16 protein-coding genes and 1 pseudogene are annotated in these 24,242 nt (G+C 71.1%); 11 read left to right on the top strand and 6 right to left on the bottom strand.

Annotation, left to right across the window (positions count from 1 at the left end):
- The first annotated feature begins 206 nt into the window (after positions 1-206).
- The 4 genes from G6O68_RS19310 (at position 207) to G6O68_RS19295 (ending at position 1,990) form a co-directional block, all read left to right on the top strand.
- Positions 207-533: a type II toxin-antitoxin system Phd/YefM family antitoxin gene (locus G6O68_RS19310; protein WP_165250281.1), complete on the top strand. Its 327-nt coding sequence runs from the start codon at positions 207-209 to the stop codon at positions 531-533.
- Positions 534-559: 26 nt separating this feature from the next.
- On the top strand, positions 560-823 hold the full coding sequence (locus G6O68_RS19305) for a hypothetical protein (protein WP_165250280.1): 264 nt from the start codon (positions 560-562) through the stop codon (positions 821-823).
- A gap of 326 nt (positions 824-1,149) precedes the next feature.
- Complete coding sequence (locus G6O68_RS19300) at positions 1,150-1,695, top strand: DUF1697 domain-containing protein (RefSeq protein ID WP_165250279.1); 546 nt, start codon at positions 1,150-1,152, stop codon at positions 1,693-1,695.
- Positions 1,696-1,813: 118 nt separating this feature from the next.
- Positions 1,814-1,990: a hypothetical protein gene (locus G6O68_RS19295; RefSeq protein WP_165250278.1), complete on the top strand. Its 177-nt coding sequence runs from the start codon at positions 1,814-1,816 to the stop codon at positions 1,988-1,990.
- Between the two features lie 80 nt (positions 1,991-2,070).
- On the opposite strand, the gene G6O68_RS19290 is transcribed toward G6O68_RS19295, so the two are convergent.
- Positions 2,071-4,428: a hybrid sensor histidine kinase/response regulator gene (locus G6O68_RS19290; RefSeq protein WP_165250277.1), complete on the bottom strand. Its 2,358-nt coding sequence runs from the start codon at positions 4,426-4,428 to the stop codon at positions 2,071-2,073.
- 590 nt (positions 4,429-5,018) lie between these two features.
- On the opposite strand from G6O68_RS19290, the gene G6O68_RS19285 reads away from it, so the two are divergent.
- The 3 genes from G6O68_RS19285 to G6O68_RS19275 all read left to right on the top strand — a co-directional run bounded on the left by G6O68_RS19285 (position 5,019) and on the right by G6O68_RS19275 (position 10,481).
- Positions 5,019-5,594, top strand: a complete 576-nt coding sequence (locus tag G6O68_RS19285) for an ECF-type sigma factor (protein WP_165250276.1) — start codon at positions 5,019-5,021, stop codon at positions 5,592-5,594.
- A gap of 97 nt (positions 5,595-5,691) precedes the next feature.
- A complete protein-coding gene (locus G6O68_RS19280; protein WP_165250275.1) occupies positions 5,692-9,222 on the top strand; it encodes a serine/threonine-protein kinase in 3,531 nt (1,176 codons plus the stop codon).
- 398 nt (positions 9,223-9,620) lie between these two features.
- Complete coding sequence (locus G6O68_RS19275) at positions 9,621-10,481, top strand: hypothetical protein (protein WP_165250274.1); 861 nt, start codon at positions 9,621-9,623, stop codon at positions 10,479-10,481.
- A gap of 263 nt (positions 10,482-10,744) precedes the next feature.
- On the opposite strand, the gene G6O68_RS19270 is transcribed toward G6O68_RS19275, so the two are convergent.
- The 4 genes from G6O68_RS19270 to G6O68_RS19255 form a co-directional block, all read right to left on the bottom strand.
- Positions 10,745-11,824 (bottom strand): class I SAM-dependent methyltransferase, encoded by a 1,080-nt coding sequence (locus tag G6O68_RS19270; RefSeq protein ID WP_165250273.1) that lies wholly within the window; start codon positions 11,822-11,824, stop codon positions 10,745-10,747.
- Positions 11,825-11,903: 79 nt separating this feature from the next.
- On the bottom strand, positions 11,904-14,726 hold the full coding sequence (locus G6O68_RS19265) for a beta strand repeat-containing protein (protein ID WP_165250272.1): 2,823 nt from the start codon (positions 14,724-14,726) through the stop codon (positions 11,904-11,906).
- A gap of 149 nt (positions 14,727-14,875) precedes the next feature.
- Positions 14,876-18,253, bottom strand: a complete 3,378-nt coding sequence (locus tag G6O68_RS19260) for a WD40 repeat domain-containing serine/threonine protein kinase (RefSeq protein WP_165250271.1) — start codon at positions 18,251-18,253, stop codon at positions 14,876-14,878.
- A 52-nt stretch (positions 18,254-18,305) separates the two neighbouring features.
- Positions 18,306-18,956, bottom strand: a complete 651-nt coding sequence (locus G6O68_RS19255; protein ID WP_165250270.1) for a sigma-70 family RNA polymerase sigma factor — start codon at positions 18,954-18,956, stop codon at positions 18,306-18,308.
- 277 nt (positions 18,957-19,233) lie between these two features.
- On the opposite strand from G6O68_RS19255, the gene G6O68_RS19250 reads away from it, so the two are divergent.
- The 4 genes and pseudogenes from G6O68_RS19250 (at position 19,234) to G6O68_RS19235 (ending at position 22,388) form a co-directional block, all read left to right on the top strand.
- On the top strand, positions 19,234-19,896 hold the full coding sequence (locus tag G6O68_RS19250) for a hypothetical protein (RefSeq protein WP_165250269.1): 663 nt from the start codon (positions 19,234-19,236) through the stop codon (positions 19,894-19,896).
- 325 nt (positions 19,897-20,221) lie between these two features.
- Positions 20,222-20,679, top strand: a pseudogene (locus G6O68_RS33445) (DUF6653 family protein); the annotation flags it as partial.
- 139 nt (positions 20,680-20,818) lie between these two features.
- On the top strand, positions 20,819-21,784 hold the full coding sequence (locus G6O68_RS19240) for a calcium/sodium antiporter (protein WP_165250268.1): 966 nt from the start codon (positions 20,819-20,821) through the stop codon (positions 21,782-21,784).
- 97 nt (positions 21,785-21,881) lie between these two features.
- Positions 21,882-22,388: a general stress protein gene (locus G6O68_RS19235; RefSeq protein WP_165250267.1), complete on the top strand. Its 507-nt coding sequence runs from the start codon at positions 21,882-21,884 to the stop codon at positions 22,386-22,388.
- Between the two features lie 456 nt (positions 22,389-22,844).
- On the opposite strand, the gene G6O68_RS19230 is transcribed toward G6O68_RS19235, so the two are convergent.
- Positions 22,845-23,711: a hypothetical protein gene (locus G6O68_RS19230; RefSeq protein WP_165250266.1), complete on the bottom strand. Its 867-nt coding sequence runs from the start codon at positions 23,709-23,711 to the stop codon at positions 22,845-22,847.
- Positions 23,712-24,242: the final 531 nt, after the last annotated feature.

The raw sequence follows: 24,242 nt of genomic DNA, 5'->3' as shown, positions 1-24,242 counted from the left end.
GGCGGGGTCTCCTCGTCTCGTCTTGGCGGTGGGCGTCGATGATGCCTCTTACCGAGAGGATGGACCCGATTGGACGAATAGGGAGAGGCGATGCGCCGGACCGCCGGCCGAGGTGGGCAAGCCCCGGCGGGGTACGAACGGGTCTTGCCGGGATCCCGCGGAGGCGCAATGATGACTAGACGCTCTGGCCAGAAACGAGGCGCCCCATGACCTGGAACCTCGCCGAGGCCAAGAATCGAATCTCCGAGGTGGTGGATCGCGCCCTGAGCGAAGGGCCGCAGACCATCACCCGGCGCAACGACAAGGTGGTCGTCATCTCGGCGGCCCGGTTCGAGGAGCCGACCGGCAAGAAACTCGACTTCAAGGAGTATCTCCTCCAGGGGATCGGCCTGGATGAACTCGACCTGACGCGCGATGCGAGTCCCGGTCGGGACGTCGAGTCGTCCGGGTCTTGCTCGACACGAACATCCTCGCCGAGCTGGTCGAAGCATTTCGAGGCGAGCGGCGCCCTCGTCCTCGATCCGTGGCATTGAATCTCGACGAGGTTCGGGAGGACGTGATGTCCGAATCCCAGGCGAATGACGACCGGCCCGACCCCGACCGTCCCGGAATCGCCAGACGCGAAGTCGCCGATTGGGAGTACCGGACGGCCTACGTCAACTTCTTCCAGGTGCGCCTCCCCGAGAGGCTGCTCGCCGACCTGCGTCGCCGGGGCGAGCGAGAACAGAAGCCGTCGGAGGCCCTCCTCGTCGAGATCCTGGAGCGGGCGGTCGCGGCAAGGTCGGGGACCCGGGACGACGCGCCGAAGGCCGACGACGCGTAGCCGGGTCGACAAGTCGTCCGCCCCCCGGTTTTGGCGGAAGTCCTCCCGGCAGACTCCACCGACGGACCGGGGCGACGATTGGGGAGGACAAGGGGGGTTGTCCTGCGCAAAGCGTGCCGGAAAGGGGCGTTTTTGAGACCGGCCCGAGTTATCATCCCTGGACCTGGTGCGACTAGGGAAAGGCAAATCTCCCGGGCTTATAGCCCCATCGCGTCGGCTTCCCATTCGTGGCCCACCCCCAATATTCTAGGGCCTCCGAGCAGCTTCTGTGGGTGGCCACGACCGGCTTTGCTCAGACGGTAGGGAAGCGAGAAGGGACCCGGTCCATGCAACGCTATATCGCCCTCCTCGGCGGCATCAACGTCGGGGGCCGTCGAATCAAGATGGGCGACCTCGCCCGCTCGTTCGAGGCCCTGGGCCTCGTCGAGGTCCAGACCTTCATCGCCAGCGGCAATGTCGCTTTCGAGACGCCGACCGCCGACCCGGTCGCCCTGGAGCGTACCATCGAGGGCCACCTCGCCGGGGCCCTCGGATACGCGGTCCCGACCTTCCTCCGCACCCCGGACGAGCTGGCGGCGGCCGCGACCCGCCGTCCGTTCGCCTCCGAGGGGCCCGAGGCGGCGGGCTTCACGGTCAGCGTCTGCTTCCTGCGGCGGAGCCTGACGCCCGAGGAGGTCGAGGGCCTGCTGTCGTACCGGACGGCGATGGACGACTTCGAGGTGGTGGGCCGGGAGATGTACTGGCTGTGCCGGGGGAAGGTGACCGAATCGTTGGTCCCGTGGCACCAGGTGGCGAAGTCGGTGATGGTCCCCTCGACGGTGAGGAACGTGACCACGGTGCGAAAGCTCGCTGCCAAGTATCCTCCGGCATGACACGGTCAATAACCCGCAAGAAACATAAAACGATTTCGTAGCGGTGTTTCAAAAACGAACGTTTTTGAGACAGGGCGAGGGCTTGCACCGCCGGTCGTCTCGGAGCAGTGTTGGCCCTATGGAGAAGTGGAACCTCTCAACGCTCCTCGCGGCGATTCTCGGCGGCTGGTGCCGCCTCTGGCCGCTCGGGTGGCTCTGCTCGTGGCCGACCTGGTGGGCGTGGTCGGCCGTGGGGTTCTTCCTCCTCTTCAGCCGGGACTTCCTCTGCGTCGAGCGTCCAGAATCGGACAGATAGACAGATAGCCGGAGGCACAGGGAATTATCTCCGGCATAAGAGTGTCGAGTTCCTCGCTGGCTCGACTCACGAAGCGGAGTTCAGGGAGCAATCGCCCCGGCCGAGAGGAGCGAGAGGAGGGCGTCGTAGTCGAGCGGCTTGAGGAGGTGGTGGTCCATGCCCGCCTCCTTTGACCGGCGACGGTCCTCGTCTTGGCCGTAGCCCGAGACGGCGACGATGACAGCGTGCCGGCCGCACTCCTCTCGCCTGAGGCGCGAGGCCACCTCGTAGCCGTCCATGCCGGGGAGGCCGATATCCAGGAGCACGAAGTCGGGCCAATGCCTCCTCGCCGCCTCGATGCCCTCGGGGCCGTCGTGGGCCACCGCCACCTCGTGGCCGAGAAGCTTCAGGAGCCGGGCCATGCCCCGGGCCGTGTCCACGTTGTCATCGACGACGAGGATGCGAGACGACTTCGCCTCGCCTGCGGCCGTGGGCCCCTGCTTCGGTGTCAGGGCTACCGGCCTCGCGGCCCTCGGCAGCCGAATCGTGAACGCGCTGCCCTTGCCCAGGCCCTCGCTGAAGGCTTCCACCTTCCCGGCGTGCATCTCGACGAGCTTCTTGACCACCGTCAGGCCGATGCCGAGGCCACCCTCGCTCCGGGCGAGCGAGCGGTCCCCCTGGGCGAACAGCTCGAACATCTGCGGCAACGTCTCGGGCGGGATGCCGATGCCCCGGTCGCTGACGGAGATGACGACCTCACTGCCCTCGTACCGCCCCCGGAGCGAAATCGTCCCGCCGTTCTCGCTGTACTTGGCCGCGTTGCTCAGCAGGTTCACCACCACCTGCTCGACGCGGGTCGGGTCCACGTTGGACCATAGGCCCCCTCGGTCCAACGCGAGGTCGATCGTGTGGCTCCGCTCCTCGATGAAAGGCTTCGCCGTGGCGACGGCGCCTTCGATGACGGAGGTCAGGTCGAGCACCTGTCGCCTGAGCTCGATCTTGCCGCGACTGATGCGGGAGACGTCCAGGAGGTCGTCGATGAGCCGCGTCAGGTGCTTCATCTGCCGGGCGATGACCCCCATCGACCAGTCGATGTGCTCCTGGAGGCCGCTCATGGTCGACAGGCTGACCGCGTTGCCGATGGCCGAGAGCGGGTTCCTCAGTTCGTGGGCGAGCATGGCGAGGAACTCGTCCTTCCTGCGGTCGTTCTCCTTGAGTTGCTCGGCCTGCTCGCGTATCGCCTGCTCGGCTTCCTTCCGTATGGTCACGTCGCTCGCCATGCCGAACCACTCGACGATGTCGCCGTTCGCGTCGAGCATGGGGATGGCCCGCGAGTACGTCCACGCTATCGAGCGGTCGGGGCGGTAGATCCGGTGCTCCAGCTCGAACATCCGCTTCTCGGCTATGGCCCGTCGTATCTCCTCCTGAATGAGGTCGTGCTCGGACGGCGGGAGGTTCTGCCGCATCCAGTCGCGGAGCGGCGTGGTGTTGCTGGCCACCAGGTCGTGCCCGTCGATGGGCAGCATCGCGGACCAGTCGGAGGTCATGGTGTAGACGACGTCCGAGGACGCGCTGACCAGGGCCCGGAGCCGCTCCTCGCTGCGGGTGACCGCCTCCTCGGACCGCCGCTTCTCGGTCCCGTCGCGGAAGACGAGGACGACCCCGGTGATTCGCCCGTCGTCGCCCAGGATGGGAGCGGCGCTGTCCTCGATGATTCGCTCGGACCCGTGCTTGGCGACGAGCACGGTGTGCTTGGCGAGCCCCTGGACCTTGCCCGTGGCGCGGACCGTCTCGACCGGGCTGGGGACGGGGGCGCGGGTCGCTTCGTTGAGGATGACGAACACCGAGCCGAGCGGCAGGCCGCTCGCCTGGGACATCGTCCAGCCGGTCAACTGCTCGGCGACGGCGTTCATGAAGATGACCCGGCCCGCGAAGTCGGTCGCGATGACCGCGTCGCCGATGCTGTTGAGGGTCGTGGAGAACCACTCGCCGGATTGCCTGAGGGCCGCCTCCACGAGCTTCTGCTCGAAGCTCTCCCTCCGCAGGCGGACGACCTCGGTGACGTCCTCGACGTGGTGGAGGATGTGGGCGACCTCGCCCTCGGGCGTGAGGACCGGCGTGTTGAGGGGCCTCCAGTGCCGCTCCTCGAAGCCGCCGGGCACGGAGATGTCGTACCTCTGGATGGGCATGCGGTCCGGTGCCCGCGTCGCCAGGACCCGCATGAGGGAGGCTCGGAGGTTCCGCACGCCGGTCGCCCCGGGGTCGTCGGGGTTGTCGGGGAAGGCGTCGAAGAGCCCCCGGCCGATGAGACCCTCCCGCGTAGTGAGCGTCGCCCGGAGGTAGGAATCGCTCACGCCGACGATAGTGAACCGTCCGTCGGGCCGGAGCACGAGGAACGGGGTCGGGACGGATTCGAAGAGGGCGCGGAAGTCCGGGGATAGGCCCGTAGTTTCGCTCATGAGCGTGGTTCTCGCATCAGTTGTTCCACATGCGAAGTCGCCTCGTCATGGTCGTCGTCCGCGGGTCATTATAGGCGGTGCCAAACCTTTCCCGAAGACAGGCTTCGGGATTGTGGATGTTCACTCGGGATTGTGGATGTTCATGGATCAGCCCCCGGGTTCGTCGGTCCGAGTTCGCTGGTCACCAATCCCCCCTGTCGAGTGGCTGGGCCGGGATTCGACGTCTCGGGCCGACGGATCCATAAAGGGCTTTCCACGACCCTTCCCCAGTGGCCGAGAGAGGCGAACGCGAATTATCTCCGGCGAACGAGCGTCCCGAAACCCGATACGGTCGTCCAGTTTCGGGATCTTGAATTCGGGACGAATTTCGAGACAGAGTTCGCGGCCTTCAGCCTGGTCGTCCAATCAAGTCCCAGAAACGGGCGTTTTTGAGACGGACGCATTGCTCGGCCGGGGGCGACCGCGGACTAATGTCGCGACCCCGGGCGGACGGCGTATTCCCTCTCATGAATGGGGGCTAATATGGGTGGGTGGGCCCCGGGGGTTCGGGGCTGCCCTCCGCGTCGTCCTTTGCCGTGCCGCCGGAACCGATGAACGACGTCACCCGCATCCTCTCGGCCATCGAGCACGGCGAGCCGCAAGCCGCCGACCGGCTCCTGCCGCTGGTCTATGACGAGCTCCGCAAGCTGGCGGCCCGGCGGCTGGCCCACGAGAAGCCGGGTCAGACGCTCCAGGCCACGGCCCTCGTGCACGACGCCTACCTGCGGCTCGTCGGCGCCGACGACCCCGGCTGGGATTCGCGCGGCCACTTCTTCGCCGCCGCCGCCGAGGCGATGCGGCGCATCCTCGTCGAGAACGCCCGCCGCAAGGCCGCGCTCAAGGCCGGCGGGGGCCGCGAGCGGGTCGACCTGGCCGACGCCGAGCCGGCGATGGCGGGCCCCGACCTCGACCTGCTGGCGCTGGACGAGGCCCTCGCCGAGCTAGAGGCCAAGGACAGGCGGAAGGCCGAGCTGATCAAGCTCCGCTTCTTCGCCGGCCTGACGATCGAGCAGGCCGCCAAGGCGCTCGGCATCGCCACCTCAACCGCCGACAGCGAGTGGGCTTACGCCCGGAGCTGGCTGCGGGTCGCCATGCTCGGCGACGAGCCCGACGGGCCTGACGGCTGATTCCCCCGAGATTCTCGCCGGCCGGATCGGGTGAACCGCACCCGGATTGCGCATTGGACTATAAAGGGCGACGTGCGAGCCAGCCGGGAGGCGGTCGATGAATACGGTGCAGCTCGACGAGGAGGCGATCTTCGACGTCGCTCGAAAGATCGCGGACCGCGAGGCCCGGGCGGCCTATCTCGCGCAGGTCTGCGGGGGCGACGCCGCGCTGGCCCGCCGGGTGGAGCGGCTGGTCCGCGTCGGCGAGCAGGAGGCGGACTTCCTCGTCGCGCCGGCCTGCGACGTGACCGTGGACATGCCCGCCGAGGCCGAGCGGCCCGGCGTGATGGTCGGCCCCTACAAGCTGCTGGAGCCCATCGGCGAGGGCGGCATGGGCTCGGTCTACATGGCCGAGCAGACGGAGCCCGTGCGCCGCAAGGTGGCCCTGAAGGTCATCAAGCCCGGCATGGACTCGAAGCAGGTCGTGGCCCGGTTCGAGTCCGAGCGCCAGGCGCTGGCGTTGATGGACCACCCCAACATCGCCCGGGTCCTCGACGCCGGGGCCACCGGCTCGGGCCGCCCCTACTTCGTGATGGAGCTGGTCCGGGGCGTTTCGATCACCGAGTACTGCGACCGCGAGCAGTTGCCCGTCGCCGCGCGGCTGGAGCTGTTCGTGCTGGTGTGCCGGGCCGTGCAGCACGCCCACCAGAAGGGCGTCATCCACCGCGACCTCAAGCCGTCGAACATCCTGGTCACGATGCACGACGGCGTACCGGTCCCGAAGGTCATCGACTTCGGCATCGCCAAGGCGACCGGCCAGAGCCTCACGGAGAAGACCCTTTTCACCGGGTTTGCGCAGCTGGTGGGCACGCCGCTGTACATGAGCCCCGAGCAGGCCGAGATGAGCGGGCTGGACGTCGACACCCGCTCGGACATCTACAGCCTGGGCGTCCTGCTCTACGAACTGCTGACCGGCACGACGCCCTTCGACTCCGAGACGCTCCGCAAGGCGGCGTTCGACGAGATGCGTCGGATCATCCGCGAGGAGGACCCGCCGCGGCCGAGCACGCGCCTGAGCGCCCTCGGCCAGACGCTCACGACGGTCTCGGCGATGCGGGGCTCGGACCCCCGGCGACTGAACCGCTCGGTGCGGGGCGAGCTGGACTGGATCGCGATGAAGGCCCTGGATAAGGACCGTCGCCGGCGCTACGAGACGGCGGGGGACTTCGCCGCCGACGTGCTGAACTACCTGGCCGACCGGCCGGTCGAGGCCTGCCCGCCGTCGGCGGGATACCGTCTGAAGAAATCCGCCCGCAAGCACCGCCGCCTGCTCGCCGCGACGGCGTCCTTCCTGGCCCTGCTGGTGGCGGGGACGGCCGTCAGCGCCTGGCAGGCGGTGCGGGCGACGACCGCCGCGACGGCCGAGCGGCGGGCCAACCAGACGGCGAATCGGAGGCTGGCGCAGCTCGAGAGCGCCAACGGCATCCTGGCCTCGATCTTCAAGGACCTGGACCCCGAGTCCGAGGAGAAGGAGGGCAAGCCGCTGCGCGCGCTGCTGGGGGAGCGGCTGGACCGGGCCACGCGGGACCTGCAGGGCGCGGCCGTGGGCGACCCCCTGGCCGTGGCGAAGCTGCAGCTCACGCTGGGCAACTCGCAGCTCGGCCTGGGCTACAAGGACAAGGCCGGCGACCTGTTCACCAAGGCGCACGCCACGTTCCTCGCCGAGGCGGGGCCTGGGGATCCCGATGCGATCGCGTGCGTGGCGGGCCTGTTCCGGGCGTATTCGCACACGGGCAAGCTCCGCGCGGCGGTCCCCTGGTTCGAGGGGACGGTCACGCAGGCGAGGACCGCGCTGGGGCGTGAGCACCCGGCCACGCTCGCCTACATGGACAACCTCGCCTGGGCCTATCACTACACCGTACAGATCGACCGCAGCATCGCCCTGTTCGAGGAGACGCTGCGGCTGCGGACGGCCGCCCTCGGGCGGGGGCATCGCGACACGCTGGACACCATGTACGGCCTCGCCACCGCGTACCGCAGTGCCCGCAAGCTCTCGCAGGCCGTAGCACTCTTTGAGGAGACGATCCGGCTCCGGGAGGCCGCGCTCGGGCCCGGCCACCCCGACACGCTCGCCGCGATGCACCACCTCGCCTGGTCGCTGATGAATAGCAGCACCATCGACCGGGCGGTGCGGCTGTTCGAGGAGGAGCTGAGGCGGCACACGGCCGCCTCGGGGCCGCGGCACCCGCGCACCCTCGGCTGCATGAACGACCTGGCCACCGCCCACACCTGGTCCGGCCGGCCGGACCAGGGCCTGCGCATGTACGAGGAGGTCTACCGGGGGCGCAAGGCCACGCTGGGTGCCGAGCACCCGGCCACCCTCGGCAGCATGAGCAACCTCGCCTCGGCGTACTTCGAGGCCGGCAAGGTCGAGGAGGGGTTGCGGATGAAGGAGGAGGCGCTGGGCGTCGCGCGGGCCAAGTGGGGCGACAGGCACCACATGACCCTGACGCTCATGCACCAACTGGGGTCAGCGTACCGGCATGCCGGGAAGGTCGACCGGGCGATCGCCCAGCTCGAGGAGGCCCTCCGGCAGTACAAGGCGGAGAAGGGCGCGGAAGACGCCGGCGCGGTCGAGATCATGGTCGACCTCGCGGCGGCCTATCGGGAGGTCGGGCGGCCCGACGACGCCGTCGCCATGCTGGAGGCCGTGCTCGGGGCGTACACGGCGACGGACCCCGGCGACCGCCAGGGCCTCTATTGGTCCTACGCGAGCGAGCTCGCGTCGGCCTACCGGGAGGCCGGCAGGCCGGAGCGGGCCGTGACGCTGCGCCGGGAGGCGCTCGAGCGGGCGCGGGCCGAGCTCGGGCCGGAGCACGATAAGACGCTCTCCGCGATGTCCGACCTCGCCCGCGAGTATCAACTCAGCGGGGAGCCGGGCCGGGGCGACCCGCTCGTCGAGGAGGCGTTCCGGGTGACGAAGGACAAGTTGGGCCCGGACGCCACCAAGACGCTCGGGTTCATGAGCGGCGTCGCATTGCACTACCAGAAATCCGGCAGGCTCGACAAGGCGCTGCCCCTCTTCGAGGAGGCGCTGCGCCTGGCCAAGGCCAGGTCGACGCCGGATGACCTCTTCACCTTCGACCGCCTGGACCAGCTCGCCGAGGCCTACATCGAGGCCCGCCGGGACGACGACGCCTTGCAGCTCACGCGGGAGATGCTCGCGGTCGCTCGCCGCCGGCTGCCGGCGGGCGACCGGATGCTGCCGGGGGTCCTGAGCCGGATCGCCCGGCGCCTGTCGCGGCTGGGCCACGCCGCCGAGGCCGAGCCGCTGCTCCGCGAGGGCCTGGCGATCCTGCAGAAGTCGTCGGCGCTCGAATGGCAGACGCCCGACGCGCAGTCGATGCTTGGGGGCGCCCTGCTCGATCAGGGCAAGCATGCGGAGGCCGAGCCGCTCCTGCTGCAGGGGTACGAGGGCCTGGAGCGAAAGAAGGCCGGGATCACGGCGTTCGAGCGCCGGCCCCTGGCCGAGGCGGCCGAACGCCTCGTCCGGCTCTACGAGGCGACCGGCCGGCCGGAGGAGGCCGCGAAGTGGCGCGAGCAGGCGAGAGCTGAGCCCGGCCCCGACGCGACCGGCCCCCCGGAGTGAGCCGGGGCGTCCATCGTCACGGTTCCGCCGCGGCCGGACCCGTGCTCGCGTCGACCGCCCGGGGTGTCTGCCGCCCGGGAGACGGCCCCGCCCCGATGTGGCCGGCCCGCACCTCCGGCCCAACCGGGGTGTTTGATAGAGTTTACGCCGCCCATGGGGCCGCGTTCGGCCCCGCCTTGTGGGGGGCTTAACCTCCGAGCCCGAGAAATCCCCGAAAATCCGCCCGTGCCGTCGGGGAGTCCCCGCGCCGATTGCGCATTGACCTACGGAGGACGACGGATGGGCCGGTCGGGGCGCGAGCCGATGACCTTCACCCGCTCGACGCGAGACCTCACCTCCCGCCGGCCCGGAGCGGACGGCGCGTGTCCCGAATCCCCCTTTCGACGAGGAACCCTCCCATGCGACGAAGCCTCCTCCTGCTGGCCCTGGCCGCCGCCACCCTTCCGGCCTCGGCCTTCGCCCAGAAGGCCCCCCGGTACACCTTCACCAGCTTCGATGTCCCGGGCTCGACGTCCACGCGAGGCTTCGACGTAAACAACGCGGGGATGATCGTCGGGGACTTCGTCGATGTCGCAGGCGTGACTCACGGCTACTTCCGCAGCGGTGGCTCATTCACGCAGGTCGATGTCCCGGGCTCGGTTGGTACGGGCTTCTGGGGGGTCAACGACTTCGGGGTCGGGGTGGGCCGGTACGACATCAACCCGAACTTCGCGGAGGCCCACGGCTTCGTGTACGACGGGACGACCTTCACCTCGGTCGACGCCCCCGGGGCAACCTGGACGGTAGCCCGGGGCATTAACAACGCCGGGACCGTCGTGGGTTGCTACATCGATGTCGCCGGCAGGAACCACGGCTTCCTGCTGAGCGGCGGGCAGTTCACGGCGATCGATTACCCGAATGCGAGCTTCACGCAGTGCTCAGGTATCAATAACAACGGCCAGGTCGTCGGCGAATACCGGGATGCCGCCGGGAAGTACCACGGGTTCCTGCTGAGCGGGGGTCGGTTCACCTCGATCGACTTCCCGAAGGCGATCGACACGCGGGCCTACAAGATCAACCTGAGCGGCCAGGTCGTGGGGCACTACCAGCTGGCGAACGGGGTGTATCACGGGTTCCTGCTGAGCGGTGGCACCTACACGACGGTCGACTATCCCAACGCGACCTATAGCTCGGCCAACGGCATCTCCGACGCCGGCGAGATTGTGGGTCGTCGTGACGACGCGACGGGCAAGACGCACGGGTTTTACGCCGCCAAGTGATGACCATGGTCCGAGCTAGGCCGTCCGACTTGAAGATTGCTTCACCACCGGGCGCAACATTAAAGACGGCCCATCGAAACGACCCCGCTCTCACCGAGCGGGGTCGTTTCGCTTCGGGCAGGTGTCTCAAAAACGAGCGTTTTTGAGACTCGACCGCGGGCGAACATCAAGGGGCATATCGGTCGGGGGGCCCGGACCCGGCGACATCGCTCAATCGCCCGCGACCCGGCCCTTCGGGCGGGTCGGGGCGCGGCGAGGATGGGTCAGTCCCTCGGGGCGAGGTAGTAGAAGTTCAGCGGGTCGTGGGGGGACTCGCGGACGGTGACGCGGTCGAAGCCGGCGGCGCGGAGCATGGATTCGGCCTGGGGGCGGCCCCACATGGCGCCGAGGCCGGGGCCGCCGTTGGCGAGCGAGACGGACATGCAGTGCATGCAGGAGACGGCGTAGAGGAACGGGCCGAACGGGTGGGCGGCGTCCTGGAGGTGGCAGCCGGCGCCGGAGATGTCCTGCATCAGGAACAGGCCGCCGGGGCGGAGGGACTCGAACACGACCCGGAGGACGTCGGCCGGGCGGGCCTGGTCGTGGATCGCGTCGAACGCCAGGACCAGGTCGTAGGCCTCCGGCTCGTCCGGTCGGGCCACGTCTCGGGCTTCGAAGCGGACGTTGGCCAGCTCGCGGCGGGCGGCCTCGGCGCGGGCCAGGGCGACGGCCTCCTCGGACAGGTCGACGCCGACGAACCGGCTCGCGGGGAAGACCTCGGCCATCAGCATCAGGGCGCGGCCGGCGCCGCAGCCGACGTCGAGCACGTCGACCCCCGCCTCCAGCCTCCCCGCCAGGCCGGGGGCCATGGGCAGGATGTGCTCGATCAGGGCGTCGACCACCGACGCCTGGCTCTCCTCGGCCATCACCTCGTGGAACCGGGGGTAGGCGGAGTAGGGGACCCCGCCGCCGTGGCGGAACGCGTCGACGACCAGCGTCTCGACGCTCCCCAGCAGGCCGATCCACTGGGCCGAGCCCGCCATGTTCGCCAACATCGTCGACCGCGTCAGCCAGGCCGCGTGCTCCTCGGGGAGGCGGTAGAGGCCGGACGCCGGGTCGTGCTCGACCACGCCGCCGGCGACCATCGCGCCCAGCCACTCGCGGACGTACCGCTCGTTCAGCCCGGCCGCCTTCGCGACCCCCTCCGCGCCCGTCACCGGCAGGTCGGCCATCGCGTCGAACAGGCCCGTGCGGTGGCCGATCGAGACCATCAGCGCCAGGGCCGCGTGATTCAAAACCTCGGTCATCGTCCGGCCGAACTTCTCCGTCGCCGTCGTCTCGTCGGTGCAGGGGGTCGGGTTCATTCCTGACTCCGATCGTCTTCTCGGGGTTTTCGAGGGGGGAGGGGAGGGGCCGCCCCGGCGACGGCCCCTCGGGACGGCGTCACTGGATCTCGATGTCGTCGCCGGGGCCGCCGTCGAGGACGTCGAGGCCGAGGCCGCCGATGAGGACGTCGTCATCCTCGCCGCCGGTCAGCACGTCGTTGCCGTCGCCGCCGACGAGGACGTCGTCCCCGACGCCGCCGTCGGCCGCGAGCTTGATCGCGTTCGCGGCCAGGCCGCTGGCCTCCACCACGTCGTCGCCCGCGAGGGCGTTGATGCGGAGCGTGTCGAGGGCGGCCTCGGCGCCGATGATGTTCACAACCGCCGCCAGGCCGAGGACCGAGGTCCCCGAGGCGTCGCCGACGGCGAGGATCACGTCGTCGCCGTTCGTGCCGTTGACGACCACCGTATCGGCCTGGGCGTCGCCGGCCCCGCCGGCCGCCGCGAGGTTGAGGTTCACCTCCGTGACGTCGGTCCCGGAGAGGTCGCCGACCGTGATCACGTCGGCCCCGCCGAGGGCGTTGAAGGTGATCGCCTCGGTGTCGTTCAGGTCCATGACGACGCTCGCGACGTTGCGAAAGAACAGGACCCGGCCGCCGTTGGCGGAGACGTCGATCAGCTCGGCGGCGTTGGCGCCGTTGAACAGCATCGTGTCGAAGCCGTCCTGGCCCTCGATCACGTCGTTGTCGTCGCCGGGGTTCCAGACGAACACGTCGTCGCCGGCGCCCATCAGGGCGGTGTCGTCGCCGTCGCCGCCGTTGATGAGGTCGTCCCCCTCGCTCCCGATCAGGAGGTCGTCGCCGAGGCCGCCGTTAATCGCGAGACGGATGCCGTCGGCCTCCAGGGAGGTCGCGTTGACCACGTCGTCGCCGCCGAGGGCGTTGAGCGTCAGCCGGTCGTTCGCCGCCTCCTGGTGGAAGATGTTGACGGCCGTGTGGAGGCCGAACACCGCGACCCCGCCGGCGTCGCCCGCCGCGCCGAAGACGTCGGCGCCGTTGGTGCCGTTGACGGTGATCGAGTCGGCCGCGCCGTCGCCGCCCCCGGCCGGGCCGCGGAGGTCGAGGTCGATCCGGGTCGCGTCGGTGCCCGAGAGGTCGCCGATCACGACGTTGTCGGCGCCGCCCAGGGCCCGGAACTCGATCCGCTCGACGTCGTCGAGGTCCATCGTGATGTTGGCCACGTCGCGGAGGAACAGGACCCGGCCGCCGTTGGCGAGGACGTTGATGTTCTCGCTCGCGTTCGAGCCGAAGAAGAGCATGAGGTCGGCGCCGCCCTGGCCCTCGACCACGTCGCTGCCGTCGCCGGGGTCCCACTGGAAGACGTCGGTTCCGGCGCCGAGGAACGCCACGTCGTCGCCCTGGTTGCCGTCGACGAAGTCGGCGTCGTTCCCGCCGAGCAGGACGTCGGCGCCGCGGCTGCCCAGGATCGTGTCGTTCCCGGTGCCGCCGTCGAGCGTCAGCTTGACGATCCCCGCGACCAGCGTGGAGGCCGTCAGCCCGTCGTTGCCGCCCAGGCCGTTGACCACGAGCGCATCGTTGGCCCCTTCCGAGTTGGCCACGTTCACCAGGACGGGCAGGCCGATGACGGCCAGGGAGGTCCCGGCGCCGAACACGTCGACGACATTGTTCCCGTTCGTGCCGTTGACGATCACGGTGTCAGCCTGGGCGTCGCCCGCCGTGCCGCCGATCGTGCCGGCCAGGTCGACGTCCACGCGGATCAGGTCCGTCCCGCTCAGGTCGTTGACGGTGACGGCGTCGGTCCCGCCGAGCGTGTTCAGGTCGATCGCCTCGACATCGTTCAGATCCATGACGATGTTGCCGAGGTTGCGCGTGAACCGCACGCGGCCGCCGACGGCCGCGACGTCGAAGATCTCGTTCCCCGCGCTACCGTTGAAGAGCATCGTATCCGTGCCGGCCTGGCCCTCGACCACGTCGCTGCCGTCGCCGGGGTCCCACTGGAAGACGTCGTCGCCGGCGCCGAGGAGCGCCACGTCATTCCCCTGCTGGCCGTCGATGAAGTCGTTTCCGTCGCCGCCCAGGAGGAGGTCGACCCCGTTGCTGCCGAGGAGGGTGTCGTTCCCGGTCCCGCCGTCGACGGTGATCTTGATGAGGGCCGCGAGGTTTCCGGTCGCCGAGAACGCGTCGTCGCCGCCGTTGGCGTTGACCACGAGGTTCTCGGACGTGCCGACGTCGATCGAGAACGGCGCCGGGTTGAGGCGGTCGAACCGCACTCGGGCGCCGTTGGCGGTGACGGTGAACGTCTCGGCGCCGTTGCCTCCGTTGACCTCGACCGTGTCGATCCCGGCCCCGCCTTCGTTCAGGTCGGTGTCGTCGCCCGGGTTCCAGATCATGCGGTCGTCGCCCGACTCGCCGAAGACCTGGTCGTCGGCGTCGCCGCCGGTGAGCGTGTCGTTCTCCGAACCCCCGAAGAGGAAGTCGGCCCCCCCCTTGCCCAGCAGGGTGTCGTTGCCCGCCTGGCCGAAGAGCATGTCGGCGCCCGAGCCGCCGGTGAGCGTGTCGTTGCCGGCGCCGCCGAAGAGGTTGGCCTTCGGCAGCGCGCCGTTGGCCTCGTTGAGCGTGATGACGTCGTTCCCGCCCAGGCCGAAGACGGCGATCGAGGCGGTGTTGGCGACGGTCGGCGTCCCCCCCACGACGGCGACGGCCCCGCCGTTGACCAGGATCCCGCCGGCGGCGTTGCGGCTGACGGTGATGTTGTTGGAGAGCGAGTCGCCGAAGATGCTGAGGGCCCCGGCCGCGGGGCTGAAGACGGCGGAGACGGCGGGCGCGATCCGGTCGTCCAGCAGCTCGATCGCGGGACGTCGGGAAGGACGGCGGGGCCGCTGGCGGCGGCTGCGAAGCAGGGCTTCGAGGCGACGGGCGATCATGATGCGTCTCCTGGCTGGGAGCGTAGGTCGGTTCGTTCCGGGGGGCGTCGGCGGTCGTCGCCGCAGCGCCCCACGGGAAGACCACCTGCGCGCGGGGTCGGCCGGGAGACAAAGTTTTTCGGGACTTCTCGGAATGCGAATGCACGCGCTCAGGGCGACGGGGCGGTGGGGGCGTCGGCGTCCCAGAGCTTGACCGTGGCGTCGCGGCCGGCGGAGGCCAGCAGGCGGCCGTCGGCGGAGAAGGCCAGGTCGTAGATGCGGTCGGCGTGCGCGGGGAGGGTGAGGACCTCGTGGCCGGTCGCGACGTCCCAGAAGGTCAGGCGGCCGATGTTGTCCGCGGCCACCACGCGCTCGCCGTCGGGCGTGAAGGCGACCGCCCAGACCAGCAGGCCCCGGCTCGCGGACGAGTGCCGGCGCCCGCCGGTCGTCGCGTCCCAGACGGCGACGGTCTGGTCCCATCCGGCGGTTGCGAGCGAGAGCCCGTCGGGGCTCCAGGCGACGTCGGCGACACCCCTGGCGTGGCCGGTGAGCGTCAGGGGCCGGGCGGCCGCCTCCAGGTCCCAGATCGTCACCGTCCCGGGCAGGTGGATGCGCTTCTGGTCGCCCGTCGACGCGGCCAGGCGGCGGCCGTCCGGGCTGAAGGCCAGGGCCGTGATCGGCCCCGTCGCGACGAGCCTCGGCCCGGGGAGGGGGGAGCCCGTCGCCGCGTCCCAGAGCCTCACCGAGCCGTCGAGGGCCCCGGCGGCCAGGGTGCGGCCGTCGGGGCGGAAGGCGACGGCCGAGACGGCGGCCGGCCCGGCGTCGAGCGCGTGCAGGCGGGCGCCGGTCGACGGGTCCCAGACCTCGACCAGGCCCGGCGCCCCCCGCGACCCGGCCGCGAGCCGATCCCCGCCGGGGGCGAACGCGGCCGAGCCGTGGGCCCGGGCCGTGGAGTCGAGCGTCGGGCCGTCGGCGGCGTTCGACGGGTCCCGGAGCCGGATCGGGCCGGACTCGGAGGCGGCGGCGAGCCAACGGCCGGCCGGGTCCATCGCCAGGCGGGTGACGGCCCCGCCGAATCCCGAGAGCGTGCGAGCCTCCTGGCCTCGGCCGGCGTCCCAGATCCGGACCAGACCGTCGTAGCCGGCCGAGCCCAGCATCCGGCCGTCGGGCGAGTAGGCCGCGCCGAGGGCCTCGCGGTCGTGGCCGCGGTAGGTCTCCGCCTTGAACCCGGTCTCGGCGTCCCAGACGGTGAGCGACCAGCTCCGGCCGGCGGCGGCGATCCGGCGGCCGTCGGGGCTCCAGGCGACGGCCAGGAACCGCTCCCCCGGCTCGCGGAAGGTGGCGACCGCCGCCCCGGTCCGGGGGTCCCAGAGCCGCAGCGTGCCGTCCAGCCCGGCGGAGACGAGCCGGCGGCCGTCGGGCGCGTAGGCGACCCCCATCACGACCCCCTCGTGTCCCGAGAGGTCGCGCAGGAGTCCGCCCGTCGCGGGGTCCCAGATCTTCACCAGGCCGTCGCCGCCGGCCGACGCCAGCTGCGTCCCGTCGGGCGCGAAGGCCGCCTGGTGGACCGACCCGGCGTGGCCCCTCAGGTCGCGCAGCGGCCGGCCCGAGGCGGCGTCCCAGAGGGTCAGGCTCCCCTCCTCGTCGGCCCGCTCGACCGTCTCCCAGAAGACCCCGGCGCAGGCGGCGAGCGTGCCGCCGTCGGGGCTGTAGGCGACGCCCAGGGCCTCGCGGCCGCGGGGCAGGGGGATCGACAGGAGCTCGCGACCCGTCGCGACCTCGTGCACCCGCACCGTGCGCTGGCCGGCGGCCGAGGCGATCGCGGAGCCTTCCGGGCTGAAGGCCAGGCCGGAGACCGCCTCGGGCGGCCCGTGGATCACGCGACGACGGCGGCCCGACGGCACGTCCCAGATCAGGAGGTCGCCGTGCGCGCCGGAGGTCGCCGCGGTCCCGCCGTCGGGGGCGAACGCCAGCGTGTTGGGCTGCTCGCCGCCGTTCGCCCTCAGGGTCGCCAGGGCGGCGTGGCACCGCCGCTTCAGGTGCCGCCACTCCCAGCTCCGGAAGGCCGGGGCCGCCTCGTCCAGCAGGGCTTCGGCGCGGCCGACGTCGTTGCCGGACCACGCCCGCTCGGCCAGGGCGATCCGCTGGAAGTACTCCAGCCGCTGCGAGTCGTGCAACGTCCGCGAGACCTGGATATAGCCCGCCGCCAGGATCGTCACCGCCGCCAGCGCCGCCAGGGCCGCCGACGCCGCCAGGGCGGCCACGGCCGGGTTCCGCCGCGCCCACTTCGCCAGCCGCTCCGGGGCCGGGCTGCGGCGGGCGCGGATCGGCTCGTGGCGCAGCCATCGCCTCAGGTCCTCGGCCAGCGCCGAGGCCGTCGCATAGCGCTCGTCGGGGTCGGGGGCGATCGCCGTGTGGACGATCGTCGCCAGGTCGCGCGGCAGGGTCGGGGCCAGCCGGCGGATCGGCTCCGGCTGCTCCTGGGTGATCTGGTGGATCAGCCGATGGCGGTCACCGGCGTCGAAGGCCGGCCGCAGCGCCAGCATCTCGTAGAGGGTCAGGCCCAGCGAATAGACGTCGGAACGGGCGTCGCAACGGCCCCGGAACCGCTCGGGGGCCATGTAGCGGAGCGTCCCCACGAGATCGTCGGTCCCGGTCAGGTCCTCGCCGTCGGCCGCCTTCACCAGCCCGAAGTCGGTCACCCAGACCTTGCCCCCCTCGTCCAGCAGCAGGTTCGAGGGCTTGATGTCGCGGTGGAGCATCCCCCGGTCGTGGGCGTGCTGGAGCGCCTCGGCGACCTTCAAGACGATCTCGGCCACCGAACGTCGATAGGGCGTCTCGGGCGCGTCCGAGGGGGTGACGTCCCCCCGGCCCGGCGTGGCCGAGCGGGAGGGCTCGCCGTGGATCACGGTCGACCCGATCGAATCCCCGCGCCCGCCCGCGACGGAATCGGGGGCGACGCGGGTGACGCCGTCGGCCGACGGGTCGGCCGGGGCGGGGCTCCGGAGCCGTCGGACGTCGTCGAGCACCTGGTCCAGACCCTGGCCGGGGATGAACTGCATGGCGTAGAAGTGCCGCCCCTCGTGCTCGCCCACGCCGAAGATCGGCACGATGTCCGGGTGGTGCAGCTGGGCCGCCGACCGCGCCTCGCGCAGGAACCGCTGGAGCTGACGGCCGCCCGGCCGGAGCCAGGGGGCCAGGACCTTCAGCGCCACCCGGCGGCCGAGCGACTCCTGCTCGGCCTCGTAGACGATCCCCATGCCCCCCCGGCCGACCTCGCGGAGGATCCGGTAGTCCCCCAGCCGGTCGAGGACCTCCCCCCCGTCGTCGCCGAGCGTCGGCCGGCCGCCCTCGTCCTCGGCGAATTCGGCCTTGAAGTCCTCGACCGCGACCAGGGCCGAGAGCAGGTCGCGAAGCTCCCCGCGACGGCCCTCCGGGATGCGGCCGAGGTAGGCGTCCACCCGCGGCGACTCGCCCCGCCGCAGTCGGTCCAGGAACTCGTCGGCCAGCTCGCCGAGCGGGTCGCCGGCCTCGCTGGTTTCGGCCACGGGGACACCCCTCTTCCCACCTCGGTCGTCGGCCGTCGGCCGTCGTCCCGCTTCAGCCCGCCCCGCCGTCGACCGTGTCGACGAGCCCCGGGGTCTTCTCCAGGGCCGACTTGAGCCTCAGCATCGCGCGGACGTGGCGCTTGCTCGCGGCGGCCTTGGACACCCCCAGTACGGCCGCCGCCTCCTCGTTGGACAGCTCTTCGAAGTGCCGGAGCACGATCACCTCGCGATCGTCCGGGCCCATGGCGTCGAGCGCCTCCTCCAGCCGCTGGCGGCGCTCGGCGAGGACGGCCGCCCGGCTCGCGGTCGTGAACCGCCCCAGGAGCTGCGCCGCGATCGACGCCGAGTCGGCGCGCGGCCCGGCCGGCCCCGGCGCGACCTCGCGTCCCGCGTCCCGCGCCGCCGCGTCGAGGTGGGCCCGATGGACCCGGATCAGCCGCTCCACCACCACCAGGCGGACCCAGAGGAAGAACGGCATCGCCGGCTTGCTCGCGTAGGCCGGCAGCTTCCTGGCCAGGTCCAGGTACGCCTCCTGGAGCACGTCGGACGGGTCCACCCGGCTCCGGAGCCTGCGGTCGAGCCGCAGCGCGACCAGTCGCTTCAGCCGCTCGCGATGCGCCCCGAACAGCTCCCCGAGGGCCGCCTCGTCCCCCTCCCCGACGCGCCGGATCAACTCGTCGGCGCCCGTGGACGCGTCGCCCATGAAACCCCTCCGATCGCCCCCGCGAACAGGAAATCGCCCCTTGGCGCGTTCATGGTAATCCCGCGTCGCCGGCCGCGTCCAGGATCGTCGCGGCCGAATCGCGGCCCGCGCCGGCTTGCGTGGATGCCCTCCTTTCGGCGTCGGGCACGGCTGTTGCGTATTCCGATGAGCGTGGATGTGAGGGACGTATGGCCTTCACGGGTTCTCGATGTCTCGCCCGGGAGTTGCCGGACGAGCGGGGATGGGCGGGCGAGTCCCGTCCAAGAAGGAAGTCACCATGACGAACACTTGGAAACTCACCGCGCTCGCCGCCCTGATCGTAGCTCCCGCGAGCCTCGGCCAGGACGCCCGCGCCCAGACCTATCGGCCCGATCAGGGCGGCTGGACCTACGACCGAGGCTACCGGGGATACGACGCGACGCAACGCCCGCGCGTCGACCCGCTCTCCGACCTCCGACGGCCGGACTGGCGGTTCGACTACGATGCGGACTACGGACGTCCCCCCCGCGCCCCGGGCGATCGTCACGTCGGCCCGCCGCCGCGGACCTACCGCGAGGCGTACCGTCCGAGCTACGACGCCTACCGCCCCGCGCCGGTGTATGGGCCGTCGCGCCGGGTGATGAGGCTGGCCGACGACCTGCAAGGACAGGTGAACTCGTTCCTCCAGGACTTCACGCGCACCGCGCACGTCGTCCCCGAGGGGGCGCAGTTCCTGGCCGAGGCGCGCGTCCTGGGCGCCTCGGCCGACCGGTTCCGCCAGGTCGCCGCCGCCGGCACCGACCCGGCGACGCTGTCGGCCGAGCTGCGGACCCTGGAGGACGCCTGGGGACGGCTCGCGACCCGCACCGAGCGGGTGTCGCAGGGGCGCACCGGCCCGAACATCGAGCGCACCTACGCGATGGGCGACACCCTCGGCCAGCTCCGCCAGGCCCTCCCCTGACCGACCGGCCGACGACGCTTCGCGAGCTTCACCAAAAGGCGGGCGCGGCCCCTTTCGCCGGGGGCCGCGCCCGCCTCATCCTGCGCGAAGGGCACCCGACGCGTCGGATTGCCCAGCAGCCCCTTCCCGCCCCGCCCTGCGCCGGTTAAGATCCGTTCCGAATCACGGGCTACTCACCCCATGCCTGGCGGAACGATGCTCGTCCCACCCGCTCGCCCCTCCATCGAGACGGAGCTTTTTCTCAAGCTCTTCATCACCAACGGCGGCGGCTGGTAGCACCCCCGCCGGGCGGCTCCGCGTCCCCGACGCGCGTCCCCGGACCTCGATGTCGGCGGGCGACGATCGTCCTCGCTCCCGTCGCGTCGCGCGGGCCTTCGCCCTCGACGACGAAGGCTGGCGGCGGCACGCCAACCCCTGGAGCGTCTGGACGCGGGTGGCGACCCTGCCGCTGATCGTCCTGGCCGTATAGAGCCGCGCCTGGCTCGGCTGGTGGTCGCTCGTCCCGATCGCGGCGGTCGCGGCCTGGACATGGATCAACCCCCGCCTCTTACCCGCGTCGCCGTCGACCGACAGTTGGTCGTCGCGGGGGGTCATGGGGGAACGCGTCTGGTTGAACCGCGATCGCGTCCCCGTGCCGGCCCGTCACCCGCTGGCGGCGAAACTCCTCACGGGCGTCGCCGCGATCGGGGGCGTCCTCCTGATCTGGGCCTGGTCCGGCTGGAGCCCTGGCCGACCCTGACCGGGACGGCCGTCGCCTGCCTGGGGAAGCTCTGGTTCGTGGACCGCATGGCCCGGCTGTATGAAGACATGAAGGACGCGACGCCCGAGTACCGGAGCTGGGCCGGGCCCGCTCCGCCGTCGGACCAACATCACACGACAGGACACTCGAGGAATCGACGACATAACCACATCGATCGGGCTGGTGATCCTGGGGATCGTCTTGCTGGTGGCGGGCGGCGCGCTGCTGTTGCGGGGGGCGGTCGCGCTGGCGACGCTCGCCCGGGTGACGCGGGCGGTCATCGGCCTGACGGTCGTGGCGGCGGGGACCTCTGTGCCTGAGCTGGCCGTGAGCCTGCCGGCGGCCCTGAAGGGGAGCGAGGCCGTCGCGGTCGGCAACATCGTCGGGTCGAACATCTTCAACCTGACGTTCATCCTCGGCCTGGCGGCCCTGATCCGGCCGCTCGCCATCGGCGGCAACACCATCCGCATCGAATATCTCGTCCTGGCTCTGGTGACGCTCCTTTGCGTGGTGGTCTGCCGCGACGGCCGGATCGGCCGGCTCGACGGCGTCCGCTTCCTGGGGATCTACGTCGCCTTCACGGCGTTCCTGGTGACCCTGGTCCGCCGGCAGATGAACGAGCAGGAGGTCCGCGAGTTCCAGGTCGAGGTCGACGAGCTGACCCGGGCCGTCCCCCCGGCCGGCAAGACGGCCGGGTGGGCGAGCGTCGTCCTGGTGGGGGTCGGCGTGCTGTTGCTCGTCGGCGGTGCCCACGCCACGGTCACGGGCGCGATCGACCTGGGGAGGCACTGGGGCCTCTCAGAGCGGGTCATCGGCCTGACCATCGTCGCGGGGGGGACAGGACTCCCCGAGGTCGTCACCTCGCTCGTGTCGAGTATCCGCGGCCGCGACGACATCGCGATCGGCAACGTCATCGGCTCGAACCTCTTCAACATCCTGGGCACCCTCGGGATCAGCGGCCTGGTCAGGCCGGTCGCGGTGCCCGAGGGGATCCTCGCCGGCGACAACTACTGGATGCTCGGCCTCACCCTGCTCCTCTTCCCGGTCATGCTCACCGGCATGCGGATCGGCCGTCGCGAAGGCGCGTCCCTCCTGGCCGCCTACGGGGTCTACCTGGCCGTCCTCCTCGGCCGCCCCGAGGCGTCGTGACGCGTTGAGGCGAGGGGAGGGGGGGCGTTGCGTCGCCGCCGGCCGCTGGGTGGATTTGCGGGCGGCGGCGGCACTCGATTTGCATTCTTATAATCTCATGAATACTACAACCTCTCCCGTCGTCGGCGTCTTCGAAGACCGCCGCCAAGCCAACCAGGCCGTCACCGAGCTGCATGCGGCCGGATTCACGGACAAGCACATCGGCGTCGCCTCCCAGTACGCCGATGGCGCGGGCGACGCGGCGTCGACCGCGGACGACACGGACGCCGGGTCCGGCGCGGTCACCGGGGCCCTGACGGGGCTCGGGCTGGGCGCTCTGGCGGGCCTGGGCGTCCTCTCGGGGGTCATCCCGGTCGTCGGCCCGGCCATCATGGCGGGCACCCTGGGCGTGGTCCTGTCCAACGCCGCCGCCGGGGCCGGCATCGCCGGGCTCGTGGGCGCGCTCGTGGGCGCGGGCATGCCCGAGGAAGAAGCCACCTACTACCAGGGCGAGTTCGAGGCCGGCCGCACGATCGTGACCGTCGACGCCGGCGCCCGCGCCGCCGAGGCCTCGGCCATCATTCGCAACGCCGGCGGCTACGACCGCACCAGCCGCACCGTCTGAATCCGGACCTCCGACGCCGGTCGGTCGACATCGACATCGCCGCGGAACGGGCGGGCGCATCACGCGCCCGCTCGTTCGCGTTTCGAATCTACGCTCTGGGGCCGGGTGGAGGTCAGGCGAAGATCCGACGCGGTCCGCGACGAAGATTCGGGGCGCTGTCCCGGTCGATCCTCGAGAAGCCGCCGGAGTCCCGATCCCAGTGGCGGGTGTCGCCGAAGTCGATGTGGAGCCGCACGTCGGGCGCGACGCTAGCGTTCTCGGCCAGCCAGGAACTCGCCGAGACAGCCGTCCCGAAAGTCGTCCAGCAGGACGGCGGGCGACCGCGCCGCACCGGGTCCGTTCCGTAATCGCGACGCCCCGGCTGGAGAGGCCGTGGGCCTGGACCGGCTCGGGGCGGGCGGGTCGCACCCTCTCGTCCATGTCCCCGCCGGGCGTGCGGCCGGCGGGGACGCGGCGTTAGGCCCGGGAAGAGCCGGAGCCGGACTGGTCGTCCGCGATGCCGACCTGGAATGCGTTGAACTCCTCGAGCTGCTCCCAGCCGTAGAAGTCGGTGTAGCGCCAGACCCCGAAGTTGAGGAAACCCGCGGCCACGCCGCTGGACGAGACGGCGATGGTGAACGGGTTGGCGGGGGTCAGCTCATCCCAGCCGTAGGCGTCGTGGTATCGCCAGAGCCCGAACGCGCCGTAGTCGGCCGCGACGGTGCCGTCGCTCGCCATGGCGATCTCCTCGGGGTCGGCGTCGCTCAACGGCTCCCAGCCGAAAGCGTCGCCGTACCGCCAGAGGCCATAGGGCCCGTAGTCGGCGGAAATGTCGTCGAGACCCCCGATCGCCACCTGTTCGGGGTCGGCCTCGTTCAGTTGCTCCCAGCCGAAGACGTTGCTGAACTGCCAGAGACCGTAAGGGCCGTAATCGACCGCGATCGCTCCGTCGTAGGCCATCGCGAGGCCCTGAGGGTCGGCCCCGCTGAGCTGCTCCCAGCCGAAGGAGTCGCTGTAGCGCCAGAGGCCGTAGGGGCCGTAATCGACCGCGATCGCGCCGCCGCTCGACACGGCCACGCCCTGAGGGTCGGCCTCGTTCAACTGCTCCCATCCGTAAAAATCGCTGTATCGCCAGAGGCCGAAGGTCCCGTAGTCGACCGCGATCGTTCCGTCGCCCGCGACGGCGATCGCCTGAGGGTCGGCCTCGCTGAGCTGCTCCCAGCCTGTAGAATCCGCGTATCGCCAGAGGCCGGACGAGTCGAAATCGGCGACGACCGTCGAGAGGACCTGCTTACGCTCCAGCGTTTCCAGCCCCGGGGAGAATCGGCTTTTCCCGCGTACCATGCTCAGCACCCTTAAGAGAGGCGGTTGCTCAGATCGAGGATCATGCCGACCTCGATGAGGAAGCAGGGGCCATGCCATCGAGCGGGGAAAACGCGCGCCGTTGATGCGGGACGTACGCGATGCCAGGCGTCGCGAGGCCGCGAGCCGACCCGGACGGGTGCGGTCGGGGGTGAACGGCACGTCCCGCATCGATCGGGCGCTGCGTCCGAGAGTGGGCGTCGTGTCCGATCATCCTTTCACGCGATCCTCCTGGGTCGAACTCCGCGTGGAGCGGTTCGTCGCCGTCATAGAGGACGCCGGCGCCCGCGTCGCCGGGGAATGGGATCGCCCCGGCCGCGGCGACGCGGACCCCGCGGGGGCGGCCTTCATGGCTTCGACGCGGCATCGCCCGCGCCGGCCAGCTTCGCCCTCCACTCGTCGGCCTTCTCCGGCCGTCCCCACGATTCGTAGAGCCGGACGATCCGTTCGCAGGCCTCCGCCGCGACACGGCCTTCGGTCGGCGGGATGCGGTCGCCCTGGGCCCGGAGCCCC

This window comes from Paludisphaera soli (assembly GCF_011064595.1).
GTDB lineage: Bacteria > Planctomycetota > Planctomycetia > Isosphaerales > Isosphaeraceae > Paludisphaera > Paludisphaera soli.
The sequence above is the reverse complement of the archived record's forward strand: the minus strand, read 5'-3'. Positions and strand labels throughout refer to the sequence as shown.